The sequence below is a fragment of the Polaribacter sp. AHE13PA genome, assembly GCF_019278505.1.
Classification (GTDB): Bacteria; Bacteroidota; Bacteroidia; order Flavobacteriales; family Flavobacteriaceae; genus Polaribacter.
On sequence record NZ_CP058985.1, the window covers coordinates 1,750,095 to 1,768,354 of the forward strand.

At 29.4% G+C, this 18,260-nt stretch carries 18 protein-coding genes; 3 read left to right on the top strand and 15 right to left on the bottom strand.

Annotation, left to right across the window (positions count from 1 at the left end; translation table 11 throughout):
* Window positions 1-10: 10 nt before the first annotated feature.
* The 8 genes from H0I28_RS07585 to H0I28_RS07620 all read right to left on the bottom strand — a co-directional run bounded on the left by H0I28_RS07585 (window position 11) and on the right by H0I28_RS07620 (window position 9,011).
* Window positions 11-2,701, bottom strand: a complete 2,691-nt coding sequence (locus tag H0I28_RS07585) for a sensor histidine kinase (RefSeq protein ID WP_218753942.1) — start codon at window positions 2,699-2,701, stop codon at window positions 11-13.
* Window positions 2,694-2,888 carry a hypothetical protein gene (locus H0I28_RS07590; protein ID WP_218730935.1) on the bottom strand — a complete coding sequence of 65 codons (195 nt, stop codon included), beginning with the start codon at window positions 2,886-2,888 and terminating at the stop codon, window positions 2,694-2,696. Before H0I28_RS07590 ends, H0I28_RS07585 begins: the two co-directional genes overlap by 8 nt.
* 110 nt (window positions 2,889-2,998) lie before the next feature.
* Window positions 2,999-4,768, bottom strand: coding sequence for a sodium:solute symporter family protein (locus H0I28_RS07595; RefSeq protein WP_218730936.1), 1,770 nt, complete (start codon window positions 4,766-4,768; stop codon window positions 2,999-3,001).
* 35 nt (window positions 4,769-4,803) lie between these two features.
* Entirely contained in the window at window positions 4,804-5,064 is a 261-nt protein-coding gene (locus H0I28_RS07600) for a DUF4212 domain-containing protein (protein WP_165733568.1), read from the bottom strand.
* A gap of 16 nt (window positions 5,065-5,080) precedes the next feature.
* Entirely contained in the window at window positions 5,081-6,295 is a 1,215-nt protein-coding gene (locus tag H0I28_RS07605; protein WP_218761253.1) for a hypothetical protein, read from the bottom strand.
* Window positions 6,296-6,402: 107 nt separating this feature from the next.
* A complete protein-coding gene (locus H0I28_RS07610) occupies window positions 6,403-6,822 on the bottom strand; it encodes a helix-turn-helix domain-containing protein (RefSeq protein WP_165733570.1) in 420 nt (139 codons plus the stop codon).
* A 166-nt stretch (window positions 6,823-6,988) separates the two neighbouring features.
* A complete protein-coding gene (locus H0I28_RS07615; protein WP_218761254.1) occupies window positions 6,989-7,342 on the bottom strand; it encodes a DUF779 domain-containing protein in 354 nt (117 codons plus the stop codon).
* A gap of 169 nt (window positions 7,343-7,511) precedes the next feature.
* Window positions 7,512-9,011, bottom strand: coding sequence for an aldehyde dehydrogenase family protein (locus H0I28_RS07620; protein ID WP_218761255.1), 1,500 nt, complete (start codon window positions 9,009-9,011; stop codon window positions 7,512-7,514).
* Between the two features lie 209 nt (window positions 9,012-9,220).
* Here H0I28_RS07620 and H0I28_RS07625 point away from each other — a divergent pair, with 209 nt between their 5' ends.
* The 3 genes from H0I28_RS07625 to H0I28_RS07635 all read left to right on the top strand — a co-directional run bounded on the left by H0I28_RS07625 (window position 9,221) and on the right by H0I28_RS07635 (window position 12,084).
* Complete coding sequence (locus H0I28_RS07625; protein WP_218761256.1) at window positions 9,221-10,135, top strand: AraC family transcriptional regulator; 915 nt, start codon at window positions 9,221-9,223, stop codon at window positions 10,133-10,135.
* Between the two features lie 78 nt (window positions 10,136-10,213).
* On the top strand, window positions 10,214-10,981 hold the full coding sequence (locus H0I28_RS07630; protein WP_254712860.1) for a sulfite exporter TauE/SafE family protein: 768 nt from the start codon (window positions 10,214-10,216) through the stop codon (window positions 10,979-10,981).
* Between the two features lie 305 nt (window positions 10,982-11,286).
* On the top strand, window positions 11,287-12,084 hold the full coding sequence (locus H0I28_RS07635; protein ID WP_218753950.1) for a TerC family protein: 798 nt from the start codon (window positions 11,287-11,289) through the stop codon (window positions 12,082-12,084).
* A gap of 83 nt (window positions 12,085-12,167) precedes the next feature.
* Here the strand turns inward: H0I28_RS07635 and H0I28_RS07640 are convergent, their stop codons facing one another.
* The 7 genes from H0I28_RS07640 to H0I28_RS07670 all read right to left on the bottom strand — a co-directional run bounded on the left by H0I28_RS07640 (window position 12,168) and on the right by H0I28_RS07670 (window position 18,243).
* Window positions 12,168-12,758 carry a phospholipid scramblase-related protein gene (locus H0I28_RS07640; protein WP_218761258.1) on the bottom strand — a complete coding sequence of 197 codons (591 nt, stop codon included), beginning with the start codon at window positions 12,756-12,758 and terminating at the stop codon, window positions 12,168-12,170.
* 53 nt (window positions 12,759-12,811) lie between these two features.
* Window positions 12,812-13,636 (bottom strand): hypothetical protein, encoded by an 825-nt coding sequence (locus tag H0I28_RS07645; RefSeq protein WP_218761260.1) that lies wholly within the window; start codon window positions 13,634-13,636, stop codon window positions 12,812-12,814.
* A gap of 59 nt (window positions 13,637-13,695) precedes the next feature.
* On the bottom strand, window positions 13,696-14,679 hold the full coding sequence (locus tag H0I28_RS07650; RefSeq protein ID WP_218761262.1) for a phosphotransferase: 984 nt from the start codon (window positions 14,677-14,679) through the stop codon (window positions 13,696-13,698).
* Between the two features lie 170 nt (window positions 14,680-14,849).
* A complete protein-coding gene (locus tag H0I28_RS07655) occupies window positions 14,850-15,356 on the bottom strand; it encodes a hypothetical protein (protein WP_218761263.1) in 507 nt (168 codons plus the stop codon).
* 125 nt (window positions 15,357-15,481) lie between these two features.
* On the bottom strand, window positions 15,482-16,369 hold the full coding sequence (locus H0I28_RS07660) for a hypothetical protein (protein WP_218761265.1): 888 nt from the start codon (window positions 16,367-16,369) through the stop codon (window positions 15,482-15,484).
* A gap of 143 nt (window positions 16,370-16,512) precedes the next feature.
* On the bottom strand, window positions 16,513-17,178 hold the full coding sequence (locus H0I28_RS07665; RefSeq protein ID WP_218761267.1) for a DUF5684 domain-containing protein: 666 nt from the start codon (window positions 17,176-17,178) through the stop codon (window positions 16,513-16,515).
* Window positions 17,179-17,547: 369 nt separating this feature from the next.
* A complete protein-coding gene (locus H0I28_RS07670) occupies window positions 17,548-18,243 on the bottom strand; it encodes a hypothetical protein (protein ID WP_218761269.1) in 696 nt (231 codons plus the stop codon).
* Window positions 18,244-18,260 lie beyond the last annotated feature (17 nt).

Consider the following 18,260-nt stretch of genomic DNA (forward strand, 5'->3'; position numbering starts at 1 on the left):
CGAGAACAATTTACTTAAAAGGGATGGTAAAAACAAATGTTGCTCCATTTTTAACACCTTTTTTTGCCCAAATTTCTCCGTTATGCTTATCTACTATTTGCTTGGTTATTGCCAACCCCAATCCACTACCTTGTGGCTTTCTAGTATTTTGATGTTTAGATTGATAAAATTTATCAAAAATAAACTCATGGTCTTCTTCAGGAATTCCTTTACCATTATCTGTTACAGAGATTTCTACAACAGCATTTCCTAATTTATAATCTATTTCAATTTTACCGGTTTCTGGTTGACAAAACTTAATGGAATTAGATATTAAATTGGTTAATACTTGTAAAATTCTATCTTCATCATAATTCACTTTAAAAGAGTGTAAATTCTTCACCACTATTTTCACGCCCTTTTTTGTGGCAATTTGAGTAATACTTCCAATCGCTTTGGAAATGGTTTTTTGAATATCTACATATTCTAAATCTAGATGTAATCGTCCTGTTTCTAGCTTTTCAAAATCTAAAATATTATGAATTAAGCGTCCTAAACGTTCAGAATCTTGAAGGATGTTTTTCAAAAATTGCGCTTTTACTTCTTTAGGCATGTCATCCTCTTCATCCATCAACAATTCTGTTGCCGCACGAATCCCTGTAATTGGGGTTTTAAGCTCATGCGCAACCGTGTCTAAAAACTCATCTTTTTGCTTGTCTTTACTAATCAACTCTTTATTTGCATCTTTTAATTTTGAGGATAACTGAGATAATTCATTAGACTTTTCTAGTAAAACCTTATTATTAACAATATTCTCTTTAGATTCTTCTAAAATTTTTAACACCTCAACCAAGCTAATTTGCTCTTCTTTTACGACACTTGCAATCAAAATTTTTGCAGATGCAGAACCAATACTTCCTGTCAATAATTTTTCTGAGAAATTAATTAAACGAGCATCTCCCAATTGTGTATCTGATGGTAATTTATACTTGGTGAAAAATATTTTAAGGGCACGAGTAGCGCGTTCATCACCTAAAAAACGAACCAATACATTTTTAATATCCGACACATAAGCTTCCCCTTTCCAAACAAACGCACTTTCTTGAAGGGATGTAAAGCTTCTACTATCTACAAACATTTCTGCATAATTTCGTTCTCTATAATTTCCTTTAGAAACTAATGAAAACACTAAATAACTCATCAAATTAAATGTTAGACTCCAGAAAAACGCATGAGCTGGCGGACTTAAAAAATCAATACCAAATAGTGCATTTGGTCTTAAAGCTTCAATACCAAATAAACCATATTGCGTAAAATCTGCTGTAGCTGTGATAGCTTGTAAAATAAATGGTAAGACCAAAGAATAAGAAGCTATAAAAAAACCTATTATAATTCCGATAATGGCTGCCCTTGAAGAACCCCGATTCCAGAAGAGACCAATAAAAAAAGAAGGTGCTAATTGAGCGATGATTACAAAAGAAATTAATCCGATTGAAAATAAAGAAAGTTCTTTTGAAAACGACACATAAAAGAAATATGCAAAAATTATAATAGAGAAAATAGAAATACGACGGATATTTTTAATGTACTTAGAGTTACGCTCTGGTTGGTTCTTTATAAACTTATCTAAAAACCCATAAGGGATAATTAAGTTATTACTTACCATGGTAGACAATGCCAACGTAGAAACCACCACCATAGAAATAACGGCTGAAAAACCACCTAAAAAAACAAGCGTAGCTAAAAATGAATTTCCATTTTCTAACGGAAGTAATAAAGAATAGTATTCTGCATTTTTTGTAGTTTCGAAAGTTAATTTACCTGCCCAAGCTATAAAAATAACAAAGATATTAAACAGTAATAAATACAATGGAAACAACCAAATTGCCTTTTTTAAATGTTTTTCTCTATTATTTTCTAAAACCGTAACTTGAAACTGGCGTGGTAATAAAAAGATGGACATAAAAGATAAAGCAATCATAAAAAACCAATTAAAACCATCTTCTAATCCGCTTAAAGTAGTCAGTTCTTTAAAGTTTTCTGTTTTCGAAATTTTATTATAAATATCTGTGGTACCATCAAATAAGTAAAAAGTAATATAGCCTCCAATAATAAAGAAAAAAACTAATTTTAAAACCGATTCAAAAGCAACTGTAGCAACAATTCCTTTGTGTTTTTCTGACGCATCTGTATTTTGAGTACCAAAAAAGGCGGCAAAAATAGCCAACAATAGAGCAACATAAAAGGTAGAGTCATCAAAAATAGAAGTTGAGACATAACTTGTTTCATCAGACATGATTTCAAAGGTTTCAGAAACAGCTTTTAACTGTAAAGAAATGTACGGTAATGTTCCGAAAAGACACACAACAGTTACCAATGCTCCTAAAAATCGATTGTTTCCGTAGCGTAAAGAAATAAAATCTGCAATGGAAGAAATTTTATGTTGTTTAGATATTCTAATAATTTTTCGAAGTACAATAATCCATAAAGGAGCTGCAATAACAGGACCTAAATAAATAGGCAAAAAGAGAATGCCAGAAGTAGCTGCAATACCTACACTTCCGTAATACGTCCAAGCAGAACAATAGACTGCTAGAGACAAAGTATACACATAAGGATTATTTACCCACTTGCTTTGTCGTTTTTTTTCAGCAAAAAAGGCAATGTAAAACAACACTGCTAAATAGATAATAATGATGGTTATTAAAGTAAAACTATTCATAATGACGATTTAAAACGATATATGAAATTACAATAGACAATAACCAAGCAGAAAATATTGAAAAGTAAAAAGTAGGGATACCATAAACCGCTCCTTCAAAATTAAAAATTAGGACAAATGGTATATTAAAAATTAAAAACAATGCAATTGATAATACAACTAACTTCTGCTCATGTCTTTTTTTCATTGATTTACTTTATTCCCTAAAAATAATAAAAAAATCAGCATTACAAGTTGTAATACTGATTTCTAACAAACGAATTTCCTCTTATTTATTTACTTTTTAAATAGTATCGCTTAATGATCTGAAGCTTCTCCAGCTCCAGAAGGTATTCTTATACTTTCTACCATTTCTTGTACATCTTGTGGTGGAGCCGCAGTCATTCTAGAAACCACTACTGAAATAACCACATTAACAAACATTGCAATTGTACCAAACCCCTCTGGAGAAGTACCAAACCACCAATCTTCTTCTGTACCGCCACCAAACATGTCTAATTTAAATTTCATCATATAAAAAAGCATTAACACAATACCAACTACCATCCCTGAAATGGCCCCTTCTTTATTCATTTTTTTATCAAAAATACCCAAAACAATTGCAGGAAAGAAAGAAGCTGCTGCCAAACCAAATGCGAGTGCAACTACCGCAGCAACAAACCCTGGCGGATTGATACCAAAATACCCTGCAATTAAAATTGCTACAAAAATGGATATTCTTGCTGCCGTTAACTCTGCTTTGTCTGAAATGTCTGGTTTTAATTGTTTTTTAATTAAATCATGAGAAACTGATGTAGAAATCACTAATAACAAACCTGCAGCTGTAGATAATGCTGCTGCTAAACCACCTGCAGCAACCAACCCGATTACCCAATTTGGTAATTGCGCTATTTCTGGATTCGCTAAAACCATAATATCTCTATCTACATACAATTCGTTTTTAGCATCTAAATCTGCGTTTGAAATTAATCTTTCTCCAAACGTACCTCTATCTTCTGTGTACACTGGTTTCTTACCATCTAATGCATTTCCTGCAACATATTGAATTTTACCATCTCCATTTTTATCCGTCCAAGAAATTAAGCCTGTATCTTCCCAATTCTTAAACCAAACAGGTATCTCTGAATATTCTTTTTCACTAACCGTTTCAATTAAATTAGTTCTAGAAAAAACAGCAATTGCTGGAGCCGTAGTATATAAAATAGCGATTAAAAGCAATGCGTAACCTGCAGATTTACGTGCATCCTTTACTTTAGGAACAGTAAAAAAACGAACAATAACATGAGGTAAACCTGCTGTTCCCGCCATTAAGGCTAATGTAATTGCAAAAATATCCCAAGTAGATTTAGAGCCAGAAGTATATTCCTTAAACCCTAATTGAGTGTGTAGTGTATCTAATTTATCTAAAAGAAAAGTACCATCTTCTACCGTTCCTCCCATTCCTATTTGAGGAATTAAATTCCCGGTCATTTGAACAGAGATAAAAAATGCGGGTACCATAAAAGCAAAAATCAATACACAATACTGAGCTACTTGCGTATATGTAATTCCTTTCATCCCTCCTAAAAGAGCAAAAACTAAAACTACAGTCATACCTATTAAAACTCCATACACAATATCAACCTGTAAAAATTGTGAAAAAACAATTCCTACACCTCTCATTTGTCCGGCTACATACGTAAAAGAAACAATTAAAGCACAAATTACAGCCACTGTTCTTGCGGTATTAGAGTAATATCTATCTCCAATAAAATCGGGTACTGTAAACTTACCAAACTTACGTAAATAGGGAGCTAATAATAATGCTAACAACACGTAACCACCAGTCCATCCCATTAGATAAACAGAGCCATCATAACCCGCAAAGGAAATAATACCTGCCATACTAATAAATGAGGCAGCACTCATCCAATCTGCAGCGGTTGCCATACCATTTGCTAAAGGAGAAACCCCTCCGCCAGCTACATAAAATTCTTTTGTAGAGCCTGCTCTAGCCCAAATTGCGATTCCGAAATAAAGGGCAAAAGTAATTCCTACTAATAACCAAGTCCAAGTTTGTACACTCATAATATTTTGTTTTATTTTTTAGTTTTAGTTAAGGATTACTCGTCGAAACCATATTTTTTATCTAGTTTATTCATTAACCGTATGTAAACGAAAATTAAAATTACAAATACATAAATAGACCCCTGTTGGGCAAACCAAAAACCTAATTTAAAGCCTCCAAGTCTAATTGTATCTAGGGCTTCTCGGAATAAAATTCCGCATCCAAAGGATACCACAAACCATATTATAAGTAATATTGTTAAATACTTAATGTTCTCTTTCCAATACGCAGAAGCGTTTTCTTGTTTATCACTCATAATTGTTAGTTTTTTTTTATAAATAAATCATTGCTTGTAAGGTTACAACGCTTGTAGAAGTGCCATAATCCTGATTTTGATACTCTAATGTTAATTTTGAATTATGCCCACTCATAAAAGCGTTTATACCTACACCTAAAATATTTCTATTATTTGTAGTGGCATCATAGCTATTACTTCCATAAGAAAGATAAGGTTGAAATCTTGTTTTAGTTTTATCTCTTGCAAACACATAACCTACATGAGAATACAGCATGTTACCAGTGCCATAAGCACTGTACAAATAGTTTTCGCCATAATTATTAGATTGATACGTTGCGTAAGCTGTTATTGCACTTCCATCATCTCCTAAAGGAGAATCATAAAAAGCATCTATTGCAAAAATGGAAACATCTTCTCCCACAGGATTACCGTTTTCTTTTTTTACAACACCATTAGGATGTAAAAAAAATCCAGCGCCTATATTAAATACTTTTTTTTCGCCAAGATAAGTCCCAACTTTAAAAGGTAAAAAGTTAGATTCTTGATCTAATAGGTTATACTCAAAATATCCTGCAAAGGTTTTTCCTGCATCTTTAGTACCTAATAAATTAACTCCTCCATATACTGTTTGTCCGCTTGTTACAACTCTAGTATCTAGTCCGTTTGTAATGGCATCATTAACAGCGATTCGATACTGTAATTTACCAAAATTCCCTTTCATAAAAAGACCAATATGTCTTGCAAATTGATCTGACAATCCAATAGTAGCCCAAGACTGACGATTATTATCAAGCGTCATCATATTTAAAGTACTTTGATTATTAAGTCTAGAAATACCATTAAAATAATGTAAACCAGCACCAATAGCATGGGTATCACTTAAACGGTATTGTACCCAAGCATCATGTACAAAAATTTGAGAACCATCTCCATTACCTGTAGGTGAAAGTGTACCTGTATTTAAACTGTTTAAACCAAAATGAGTTAAGATTAAAAACTTATCGGTAATTTGAGAAAATAGCATTATACGTGCTCTTCTTAAATTAACACTTGTTTTACTCGAAGTTTTGGGAGCATCATTATTATAAGTTGCTTGTACTTGTGTCCAAGAAATTAAACGAAGGTATTTTTTACCGTCTTCGTCGAATTTAATTTTTAATCCACCATTATAGTCTGGAGAGCCTTGTGCAACAAGAAACTGAAAAGAGGACAGAAAAAAAACTAGTTGTAGTAATTTTTTGTTTTTCATAAATTTAGTTGTTTAGCTAGTAAATAATTGATTTTGTGTGCACTGCTAAACTCGGAAAAACAATTAATTAACAAAAAACTACTATATTTATTTGTTAATTAGATATACTAATCTTTAAAACGCTCCCATTTAATCAACATAAACTTATCACCTAACTCTGTAACCACAACTCCTGCTCCCTTTATATTTTCTGAATTACTGAAATAAACACCTAGTTCTGTAGCATTTAAAATTTTATACGTAGAATGATATTTAGAATTGTAAGGTCTTTTTATGTTGTATTTTTTTACCCAATTCATAATACTTACATGAGACACTCCTAAGATGCGCTCTATCTCTCGATAGGTCAATCCTTCTAAATATAGCTGCAAAGATTTGTTTACATAATAATCGTCTATTTTCTTTCCAATCTTATTTACCGTAAAAAAGTAATTGCATTTTTTACATTTATAGCGTTGCCTATTATTAACAATACCACTTTTAATGTAGCTATCTGAACTGCAATTTGGACATAAATCTATAGTCATATATATTAATTTAGCATAAATATAGTAATTTAGCAACAAAATTTGAGTCAACTTGTTAAAAAACAAATAATTACTCATAAAAAAAAGCTTTAAAGTAGTGAATAACACTAATTTTTAAAGCTTATATTATTAAAATGAAAAATATTAAGACGACTGTACTCTATTGTTAATTTCCAAAAAAGGAGGCTTCCTCTTTTGTCAATAATCTAGAGTTAATAAAAAACCGAAGTCCTAATGGTATTTCTAAAGAAAAACTAGCCCCTCTACCTTCCGTTATATCAACTGTTAAATGTGTGTGCTTCCAATACTCAAATTGGTCTTGATTCATATAAAAATTAACACCGTTTAAAGTCCCCAATAAAATATCACTCTCGTCTAAATAAAAATCTTCTTTCTCTAAAATCATCGGTGCAGAACCATCACAACAACCACCACTTTGATGAAAAATTAATTCGCTATGTTTTTCTTTTAATTGCTCTAATATTTTTGCTGCTGCTTCTGTAATTGCTACTCTTTCCATAATTCTGGGTATTAAAAAGAGACTGTTTAAAAAGAGATTTTTTGTCCATCTGAATTTATTTCAGATTCTTACGATAGTTTATTATCATTGCATTGAGATACCGAAACAAGTTCAGCAAGACAGGATTCATCCCTTTTCAGACAGCCTCCAATATATTATTTATCAACTACTAAAAGAAACCTAATTTATTTTTATCATAAGAAATTAACATGTTTTTAGTCTGACGATAGTAATTAAGCATCATCACATGATTTTCTCTACCAAAACCAGATTTTTTATATCCACCGAAAGGTGCATGTGCAGGATATGCATGATAACAATTTACCCAAACTCTACCGGCTTTTATAGCTCTTGGAATTTGATATAATTGATGTGCATCTCGCGTCCAAACTCCGGCTCCTAAACCATAAAGAGTATCATTTGCAATTTCTAAAGCTTCTGCTTCGTCTTTAAACTTTGTAACACAAACTACGGGACCAAAAATTTCTTCTTGGAAGACTCGCATTTTATTATGTCCTTCTAAAATAGTTGGCTTAATGTAGAATCCGTTTGCTAAATTCCCTTCTAATGCATTAGCAGAACCACCGGTTAGCACTTTTGCTCCTTCTTCTTTACCAATTTCTATATAAGATTGTATTTTTTCGTATTGATCTTTTGATGCTTGCGCCCCTACCATAGTATTTACATCATAAGGATTGTCTTGAATGATTACATTCGTTCTTTCTACAACACGTTTGATAAACGCATCGTAAATATCTTCTTGCACTAAAATTCTAGAAGGAGCGGTACATACTTCTCCTTGATTAAATGCAAATAAAACAGCACCTTCAATCGCTTTGTCTAGATACGCATCATCATGATCCATAACAGAATTAAAAAATACATTTGGAGATTTCCCTCCTAATTCCATCGTAACCGGATTTAAGTTTTTAGACGCATATTGCATAATTAATTGTCCGGTTGTCGTTTCTCCTGTAAACGCAACCTTATCAACCCTTGCACTAGAAGCCAAAGGTTTCCCTGCTTCCGGACCAAAACCGTGAACAATATTGATAACTCCCGGCGGAAAAACATCTGCTATTTTCTCCATTAATAAAGTTGCTGTAGACGGGGTTTGTTCTGCTGGTTTTAAAACCACACAATTACCCGTTACTAGCGCTGGAGGTAATTTCCAAGACAACATTAATAAAGGAAAATTCCAAGGAATAATTTGCCCAACAACTCCTAACGGCTCTTTAATAGTTAATGATAATGTATGTTGATCTAATTCAGAAGCGCCTCCTTCTTCAGAACGAATACAAGCTGCAAAGTAGCGCCAATGATCTACCGCTAAAGGCACATCTGCGTTTAAAGTTTCTCGAATTGGTTTTCCGTTGTCACACGTTTCTACCAACGCAAATTCTTCTAAATTAGCTTCAATAATATCTGCTACTTTATTTAATAGGGTAGCTCTTTCTGTAGCAGATGTATTTCCCCACGCTTCTTTTGCGGCATTGGCTGCATCTAAAGCCAACTCTACATCTTCTTTTTGCGAACGAGGATATTTTGCTATAAAACTATTATCAATTGGTGATGTATTATCAAAATACTGACCTCCAATTGGAGCTACAAATTTCCCATTGATAAAATTGTGATACTTGTCTTTAAATTTCGGTTTTGAATAACTCATAATTTAGTGTTTTTTTTTATATGATTAAGCCTGCTATAGCAGTAGGCTGTTAATTAATATAATGACAATAATATTGGTTAAAATATAATGTATTATCATTTTAGGTAAAGTTATTTTATAATATTCACTATAAATAGAACATATTTATTATATTGTTGAACAATTCTATTATTATATAAATCGTCCTTTAAAATTTTAGAGCTATAATTATGAGTCATTTATTACATCAACATAAAAAATATAGAAAACTAACTACACTTGTAGAGAATAGAACGACTTACAATGCAGATTATGCTGAACTAAATATTTACGAAACTCATAAATATGCAGAAAAAGTGGCTTTAAAATTCGATTTTCCAATTATTGCGAGTATGCTTACCGGAAAAAAAATAATGCATATAGACGGTATTCCTTCTTTTGATTTTTATCCTGGAGAATCTGTTGTTATGCCTAGAAATAAGGAAATGATTATTGATTTTCCGTTGGCAAAAAAAGACAATCCTACACAATGTTTAGCTTTAGGAATTGATGGAACTAAGATTAACGAAGTTGTAGGTAGATTTAATCAACATGTTGCCATTGAAAACAAGAATAATACTTGGAGTTTAAATAAAAGCAGTAGTCATTTAACTAACAATAACGACGTTAATCAACTTATAAAAAGATTAACCTACACTTTTACCAATAACAATACCTCTAAAGATGTTTTGTTAGATTTAATGATTCAAGAACTTATTGTAAGGCTTTTACAAACCAAGGCAAAATCTATTTTATTAAATGATGAACCACTTTTTAACGACACCAGAATAGGCATGGTTATTAAGTATATAAAAGAAAATTTAACAAATAAAAACATTAATGTAGATGTGTTAGCAAAAAAAGCACACATGAGTGCTTCTCATTTTCATAAAAAGTTTAAAAATACTTTAGGCATTTCTCCTATTGATTTTTTAAACTCTGAAAAAATAAAATTTGCTAAAAAATTAATCAAAGAATCTAAAGATTTTAGAATGTCGGAAATTGCTTTTAAAGCTGGTTTTAACAATACCAGTTATTTTAACAGACAGTTTAAAAAGATGGAATTGATGACTCCCCAACAATTTAAGAAGTCTATAAATTCTTAAATTGTCTTTAATATTTATACTATCTTTATTTAATTTTATAGTAGTAAAAAAATACTATAAAAATATTAAATTTACAACTTGCTTATAGAATCTTTTTTTACGTATTGGCACATCATATTACTATTCTTTACAGTTGCAATTTTATATTCTTCTGTTGGTTTTGGTGGCGGCTCTAGCTATTTAGCTATTTTAGCATTAACAGGAATCGTATTTACCCAAATTAGAGCAACTGCTTTGTTGTGTAATATTGTTGTAGTCTCTGGAAACGTATTTTTCTTTTATCATCAAAAAAAGATTGATTGGAAAAAAGTAATTCCGCTTATTTTACTCAGTGTTCCTTTTGCTTTTTTAGGTGGAAAATTAAAAATCAGTCAGCATTTATTTTTTATTCTTTTGGGGTTTACATTATTATTTGCAGCCATTACCATGTGGGTTTCTAAAAAAATTATTGCTTCAGATGAAAAACAAACAAATCTAAAACCTATTAAAAATGCTAGTTTTGGAGGTATTATCGGTTTCATTTCTGGAATGGTTGGCATTGGTGGCGGCGTATTTTTAGCACCTCTTTTACACCTTACCAATTGGGATACTCCTAAAAAAATTGCAGCCACAGCAAGTGTTTTTATTTTAGTAAATTCTTTAGCGGGATTATTGGGGCAATATTCTAATCCTGATTTTATTATTGATTGGAATTTAACTTCCATATTATTAGTTACCGTTTTTATTGGCGGACAAATAGGTAGCAGAATGAGCAATAATTACTTTACGCCTATTCAGCTTAAAAAAGCGACCTCAATTTTAATTGCTTTTGTGAGTTTGCGTATTCTTTGGAAATATCTTTTTTAAGAAAACCTAATAAATAGTTCTCGACTGCGCTCGAACAGACATTAAAGTCTAATTTTTAAGACATAAACATTTAGAAAACATCGTTTTTCTCACCGTAAAATATACTTTTTATTAGAGTTCTATTTTTTTCCTTCTTCCCTATTTTTTCTTTTTTCTTGCTTCCTGCTTATTGTCTCTTGTCTCTTGTCTCTTGTCTCTTGTCTCTTGTCTCTAAAAATCAAAACTTTAAAACTAATTCAAATAAAAATTGTGTATTATCTTCAATCAAAATACCTTTGAAACCATCAATTATAAAAAAATAAAAAATGCTAGGAATTCTTTTTACATTACTCATGTTGGTCTTACTACAAGCTGTACTTGGCTTTGACAACTTACTTTACATTTCTTTAGAATCTAAAAAAGCGCCAGAGGCGGATCAAAAAAAGGTTAGAAAAACAGGGATTTTAATTGCCATTGTTTTAAGAATTGTACTCCTTTTTATTTTGGTTTCTATTATCGATTTTTTTCAAGAACCTTTTTCTTTTTTATCCGGAGGAATAACAGATATTATTCATTTTGCTTTTAACGGCCATAGCATTATTGTTTTATTAGGTGGTGGTTTTATCATTTTTACAGCAATAAAAGAGATATGGCACATGATTTCTACAAAAGGAATGGAAGTTTCTGATATGGCTTCAGACAAAGGCACTAAATCTTCTAATGCCGTAATTACAAGTATTGTTATTATGAATTTAGTATTTTCTTTCGATTCTATTTTAGCAGCAATTGGTCTTACTAGCGAAATAGAAAACACTACAACCGCATTTATTGTTATGGCAATTGCTATTGTAATAAGTGGTTTATTAATGCTAATTATGGCTGATAAGATTTCTACCTTCTTATCAAAAAACAGAATGTATGAAGTACTTGGTTTGTTTATCCTTTTTATTGTTGGAATTATGCTAGTTACAGAAGGCGGACATTTAGCTCATATTAAACTTTTTGGCGAAGAAATTGTACCAATGAGTAAAACAACCTTCTATTTTGTATTGGCTATTTTAATTATTGTTGATGTTGTACAAGGAAAATATCAGAAGAACTTATTAGCAAAAGCTAAAAAATAAGTATAAATTATAGTTATAAAAAAAAGTCGTTGTATGTATTTACAACGACTTTTTTTATGTCTTTATTTAATTTCTGTACTAAATTATCTACTTTCTCTCCAAACCATATCTATTGTTATTGCACTAGATAGAATTACTATTTTGTTGGATTCATCAGTAAAACCTGCATTTAAATCTACCTTGTATTTATCTGCAGTGGTAAAAACTTCTTTTAAAGCTCCATTCCATTTTTTAGTAATTGTTCCTATTTCTTTATCAGAAGCATCATTTATTTGAAAGTTCCAAGCTTTCATGTCTCCAGTAATTACAGCAACAAGTTCTTCGGATTTGTTAAAAATTTTAAAAGTTGGTTTTAATAATTTAAATTTTTGTTTTATGCTACCAATAGTATTGCCTTTTGCATCATCAATACGAATTGTTGACATAAAGAAAGTCCAACCTCTAGATATAGATGCTTGTAAATTTCCTGATGCATCTTTTATCTCCAGCTGAAAAGGCAACATCGTTTTGTTTAATATGAATCTAATCGCTTTTTGTCCTGAAGTTAGTGTTTGGTTTACAGAACCAACCTCATTTCCTTTATCATTAAATACTTTATAACAATTTTTAAACTTAAAAATATTGATTTTTTCGTCAATAAAATAAGTCTTTAAATCAAAAAAATTTGAATTCATTTATTATCTAATTTTTATTAATTGATATAATATTCTGTTTCCCATTTGATATATTACCCAATATTTGTTTTTAATCGATTAATCGTTTTTTCTTTAAACTCCTTTTGCCATTCTTCAAGTTTAAAATTGTTTCTCTCTTGAAAAGAAGACGTTTCCCAATACATTTTTAAGCCATAATTTTGTTCCATTATTAATGCTTTGTTAATGTCTCCATTTAGGCTTAGTTCTTCTATAATTTCTCTAATTACTGAATAGTCTTTATTCTCTTTTTGACCTCCAAAGTTAAATTGAAGATGATTTCTATTTTTAATTAATGGATGCTTTTTTAATTCCTCAATTGCGTTTAAATTCTTAAACATTCTTATTGCATTTTGAGAAGGAAAATCAATTGCCCAATTGGAAATAATTGAATTAATTATACTTTTTTGAAACTCTAATTCATTTCCAATTCTTTTATATTGAGAAGCCAATTTAAACCAGTTTTCACTAAGCTCTCCAAAACTTTCGGTACTTTCTTTATAAAATTCAATTGCTTTTTTAGGATCATTTTTTTTCAAATAATCATTTCCTTTCTGTAGTAACCTAAAAACAAATTTTTCATCCTGAATTTCTTCTTCTCCCCAATCATAATCATTTAGCTTATACCAATCCAAGAATTTATTAAGATTAGAAAACCTCGGAACAATAACTCCTTCATCATGAATCATTTCACAAATTACAGGTTCTTTATCTTCTTTTCCAAACTCCCAATAGAATCCAAAATTATCTCCATTTCCTAAACTTGCTTCTGTAAATTGTAGAAATCCATTTGGAGGATATACCCCAATCTCTATTTCTGAATAGATTGATACTTCTTTTATTTTTTCTGGTAATGTCATTTTTTAGAGCATTAAGTAATGTTTAATATAAAAAAAGGTATAACGTGCTTTCAATTAAATTAATCCGTTATTTTTTGGATGTCATTATATTCAATCCAAGATTTTAATCTTGCTATATAGAACATTTTAAGATAATTCTCGGACAAGAAGATATTAGACCAATCAAACCTTTTTGCTTGTACACCAAGATAAAAAACAAAAACAGCTAAACCCGCTTTAGGAATCATTTTCAATTCTTTTTCAGATAATTGTCTCATACTTTGGTAGCCATCTAAAAAATATTTCTTTTTTATTTCGTACTCTTTTTTATCGGTTTCAATATGAAATAATTGCTTACAAAAATAGCCAACATCTAAAACCGGCTCTCCATTTCCACAAAAATCAAAATCGTACATAGTAATTTCTCTATCACCTGTTACAGCCATATTATCATACCAAATATCTAAATGAACAATTCCTTTTTGGCAGTTTTCAAAATCCGTTTTATCAAAGAATGCATCAATTCCTTTTATAAATTCCATTTCTGGTAATTTCTCTGAAAAAAATTGATTTAAATATGTATAAGGTAATTCTAACAGTGATTTTTTATCATAAGAAATTCGATCTATAATTTTGTTAACTGTAAGATTATGAATTTTTGCCATTAATTCTCCAATTAATGAACATGTTTCAGTATCCAAAAATCTAATCTTATTACCTTTTGCAAACGAAAAAAGAACTACATATCTAATTCCTTCTGGTGCTTTTATTTCTTGAATAAATTCTCCATTCTTATCTTTAATAGGAAAAGAAACCCCTAAATTATTTTCACTTAATAAATTTAAAAGTTCAATTTCTTCATTTATTTCAGATTTTGATCTCCAATTATAACTATAAACTCTTAACGCATATTTTGTTTCATTATCCGAAAGAAAATAAGTGTGGTTCATTCCTGTTCTAAATAATTTACAATCGAAATTTTTATGGAGTCCATATTTTTCTTTTGCAAACTCTCCCAATTCTTTTGCTGAAATTGTAGAGGCTATAACTGGTAATTCTGTCATTTTTATTTAGTTGTGGTTGAGATCGTTTGTGTGCTAAGAAATTGCGTTGAAATATAATAACCTAAAATAGAATCTATCTTCTAAATAATATTTGATTGAATATAAGCGCCATTAGACTCAAAAGAATAGTTAAAACAATTATTTATATTAATCAATGAAATTATAACTCACTACAATAGTGTAAACTTTATGCCTTCCATTAATCGCCAAGTATCTCGTATTTTGTAAGTTTTTCTTATTACTATTAGAAATTTTTTATCATTGCTTTTGCACACCAAAGTAATATTCCCTCTTTCCAATTGTATGCTTGGGTCTGGGTCTGGGTTGGCATCATAGCGCACTTTCTGTAAAATAATATCTTTCCATTCAATACCAAAAGCATTTCCTTTTTTAATTACTTTTCTAAAATTTTCAGAAGCATCTATTTTAAAGTTTGAAATTATGGTATCTACATCAGGAATGTCTTTGTCTGGTTGCGCAGCGCGCTCTATCGGAATGAGGTAAGTAATATCATCCTTAGTAGGCAAATTCTTTAAAAACACTTTTACTTTCTGTTTTTTCAGCGCTTTAAAGACATTGGTTACAATCTTCGTTTTTTCGAAGTTCTCTTGCGTAAAAGAAGTTTGACTGACCAAAAAGGAAGTTATAAAAAATAGTAAGTATAAAGGACTTTTCATTGATGAAGTGTTTCATTTTTTTTTAATTGTTACTCTATTCGTTTTCAAATTTACATTTTCAAAGAATGGATAAATTGCTGAGTGAATAAAAACCAGCAATAAGATTTAAACAGTGTTGGTAATTGTTATTTTTTTAATGTTATATGATACAATTTTTCAAAATCTTTTAAGATAATTGTGTCCTTGCTTTCATATAAAATATTTACACCATTTCCATTGTTTGAGTTTTTTGCTTTAAACTTTGTTGTTTCGTTATGTAATGAAAGTGCTACATAATTGTAGCCATAAGAAGTATAACCACCAACGTAATGATTTCCTGAAAATGAATTCCCTAAAACAACCTTATCAAATGATTTTGGACTTTTTTCTAAATTCCATATAGGTTCTAATCCATTAAGGCGTGTTTTTTCTAACACGTCTTTAAACTCACTTGTATGGTCATATCTCGTATACAATGCAAATTCTTTATCCTTGAATCTTAAAACACTTACTGAATTTGATAATGGATAAATTGAAATTAAATTTGGTTTTAATTTTTTTATTTTATCAGAAGTTAAATTATTTTCTTTTTGATAAACAACATGAACTAAACTATCTATATGACTCTTAATTTTAAGATTGTCTATATCATTTATTTTACGCTTATAAACTACATTTAAAGAATCTCTTATTGTAAACGGTTCTCTAGAATTGATGATAAAATTCTTTAATTTTTCTTTTTTGAAATTATTTTCAATAGACATTTTATAAACCTCAATTAATTCCGGTTTTTCATTAGGTTGCATAAAATAAATAGTTCCGTCCTTACTAATGTAATTATTAGGAACCTTTAATTCTTTAATTTTATTAAATTTTCTATCTAAAATAATCAAATCACCTTTTTCATTATTAGCAAATAAGTTTTTCTCATTGTACTTAATGTCTATTAAATTAGTAGTGAATTGTTTTATAGATATCTTATTGTTGGTATGCTCTGGAAAAACTGGAATTTCAGGATGTTTATCTTCCTCCATTTTTTGATATCCACAAGAAATAAATATCAGAATAAATAGTAGAGATGTTATTTTTAAGGCGTGCTTCATTTGGTAATTACTGTTAACGTATTTATGTTTTAAGAAAGTTGCGATTTTTGTAATCCGAGTTAGATCTAATTATTTTACGTTTTGTTCAAAGTTAATTTTCCATAAAAAAACCAAGGTATTAATGTCATACCGAATGCATAACCTTTTTTTTTGTGATAGACTTTTGCTAATTCCACATTTATTAAATATTTTGGAATTAATCTAATGAAAGGAATCAATAAGAAAATAATCCACCAAGTAGGTTTTTTAGAAATTTCTAAAAAGATTAAATCTTTTTTAATTGGTATTATAGAATAAATACCTTTTTTCTTATAATTTACGAATAGCACATACGAACTATAGTAAAACACTACAAATAGTAATAGTATTGTTGGAGATTCAATTATACTTGTAAAAAGAGTTCTAAAACTAAAGTTTGATATAGAAAACGATGGAATTGAAAACGATGGAAATGAAGGGATAACATTACTTATGCTTATATCTGATTTTAAGTAAGAGTCAGTTAGATGCCAGCAGTACAAAAAAATATCACTTACTATAAGAAAAGATAGTAAACTAATCAATAATTCATTAAACGAATATTTTGTCTTTTTAATTTTAGAAATTATAATAATTGCCCAAAACACAAATAAAACACTATTAATTACTTTGTAAATAAAATACGGAGATGTTACTATGTTAAAAATTTGTTTTTGATAAATAAAGAACCAAATATTAGAAATCACTTCTGATGATAACATAAAAAAAAAGCTATATTTTATAACTTTTTTAAGTGTTATATTAAACGAATCTTTAGCCTTAATTATAAAGTAAATCAAACATAGTATTAAGATAATGTCAAAAATTACAACATGAAAGTAGAATCCCACTCTATGAATAAAATTATAATAATAGGTTGGAAAAACCTTATAAAATAAAGCTATTAACATTGTGCAGATAACAATATATTTTGGGATGTTTTTAGAATTCATTTTTTGTTTTTATCAAATTTTTGCCAACGTGTTTTTTGTATGGTTTGTTCCGTTTTAAGCGACTAATTTAAAAAATAATAACTAAAATAAAACCTGAGAGGGTTTTTGTAAGTGATTAAAGATAAGCAATACTTAATATTAGGTGAAGTGTATTGTTTTTCCTTTTGTATTATTAAGATTTAGAATTATTAATTTTTTAAATAATTTTGATTTTGGAATTTCTTTTTTTAATATTTCTAACTCTTGATTTCGTATATCTGAAGAAATATGATTAATTAAGATTAACCACCATTCTTCAAATTCATTGAAATATTCAGCTATCTTTTCTTCTTTTTCTTTTAATCCAATAATAATATTTTCTTTTAAATCATTAACTACAACTCCTCCTTTATTATCATCTCCCCATAACATCACTTCAAAATCGCTTTCAAATCTCTCTTCACATTCTATAAAACTCATTTTGAAATTTTCATTGATTTTATATTCTAAATTTTGATTTAGATTCTGAACATAATGATTCAACGATTGTTCAATTCTCTTCTTAATTTTAGTAAACTTCAAAGGCCTTGAATAACCAATACAAACAGAATGTGTATTTGTAAAAGTTTTGTTTGAGTTAAAATTTAAAATGAAATTTTCAATTTTTCTTATTTCTCCAAATTCAAGTTTTTCTAAAGGTTCATTATTATAATGTTTATTTAACCTTCTAACTTCAATTCCAATTTTTTTATTGATCGAAAAATCGGGAGGAATATTTCCATTTGGCTCAAATTCTAATTTTTGAAACCCTAAATTCAATAAATATGAATTTGCTATTTTTTCGTCATCATTCACGATTTTCTATAATTATT

What these genes read in the sequence shown, in the direction of transcription:
- H0I28_RS07625 (WP_218761256.1), top strand. Translation starts at nt 9,221, where the DNA reads ATGAGTCATTTATTACATCAACATAAAAAATATAGAAAACTAACTACA.
- H0I28_RS07585 (WP_218753942.1), bottom strand. Translation starts at nt 2,701, where the DNA reads ATGAATAGTTTTACTTTAATAACCATCATTATTATCTATTTAGCAGTG.
- H0I28_RS07650 (WP_218761262.1), bottom strand. Translation starts at nt 14,679, where the DNA reads ATGACAGAATTACCAGTTATAGCCTCTACAATTTCAGCAAAAGAATTG.
- H0I28_RS07640 (WP_218761258.1), bottom strand. Translation starts at nt 12,758, where the DNA reads ATGAATTCAAATTTTTTTGATTTAAAGACTTATTTTATTGACGAAAAA.
- H0I28_RS07660 (WP_218761265.1), bottom strand. Translation starts at nt 16,369, where the DNA reads ATGGAGGAAGATAAACATCCTGAAATTCCAGTTTTTCCAGAGCATACC.
- H0I28_RS07595 (WP_218730936.1), bottom strand. Translation starts at nt 4,768, where the DNA reads ATGAGTGTACAAACTTGGACTTGGTTATTAGTAGGAATTACTTTTGCC.
- H0I28_RS07605 (WP_218761253.1), bottom strand. Translation starts at nt 6,295, where the DNA reads ATGAAAAACAAAAAATTACTACAACTAGTTTTTTTTCTGTCCTCTTTT.
- H0I28_RS07635 (WP_218753950.1), top strand. Translation starts at nt 11,287, where the DNA reads ATGCTAGGAATTCTTTTTACATTACTCATGTTGGTCTTACTACAAGCT.
- H0I28_RS07600 (WP_165733568.1), bottom strand. Translation starts at nt 5,064, where the DNA reads ATGAGTGATAAACAAGAAAACGCTTCTGCGTATTGGAAAGAGAACATT.
- H0I28_RS07645 (WP_218761260.1), bottom strand. Translation starts at nt 13,636, where the DNA reads ATGACATTACCAGAAAAAATAAAAGAAGTATCAATCTATTCAGAAATA.
- H0I28_RS07655 (WP_218761263.1), bottom strand. Translation starts at nt 15,356, where the DNA reads ATGAAAAGTCCTTTATACTTACTATTTTTTATAACTTCCTTTTTGGTC.
- H0I28_RS07620 (WP_218761255.1), bottom strand. Translation starts at nt 9,011, where the DNA reads ATGAGTTATTCAAAACCGAAATTTAAAGACAAGTATCACAATTTTATC.
- H0I28_RS07665 (WP_218761267.1), bottom strand. Translation starts at nt 17,178, where the DNA reads ATGTTATCATCAGAAGTGATTTCTAATATTTGGTTCTTTATTTATCAA.
- H0I28_RS07610 (WP_165733570.1), bottom strand. Translation starts at nt 6,822, where the DNA reads ATGACTATAGATTTATGTCCAAATTGCAGTTCAGATAGCTACATTAAA.
- H0I28_RS07615 (WP_218761254.1), bottom strand. Translation starts at nt 7,342, where the DNA reads ATGGAAAGAGTAGCAATTACAGAAGCAGCAGCAAAAATATTAGAGCAA.
- H0I28_RS07590 (WP_218730935.1), bottom strand. Translation starts at nt 2,888, where the DNA reads ATGAAAAAAAGACATGAGCAGAAGTTAGTTGTATTATCAATTGCATTG.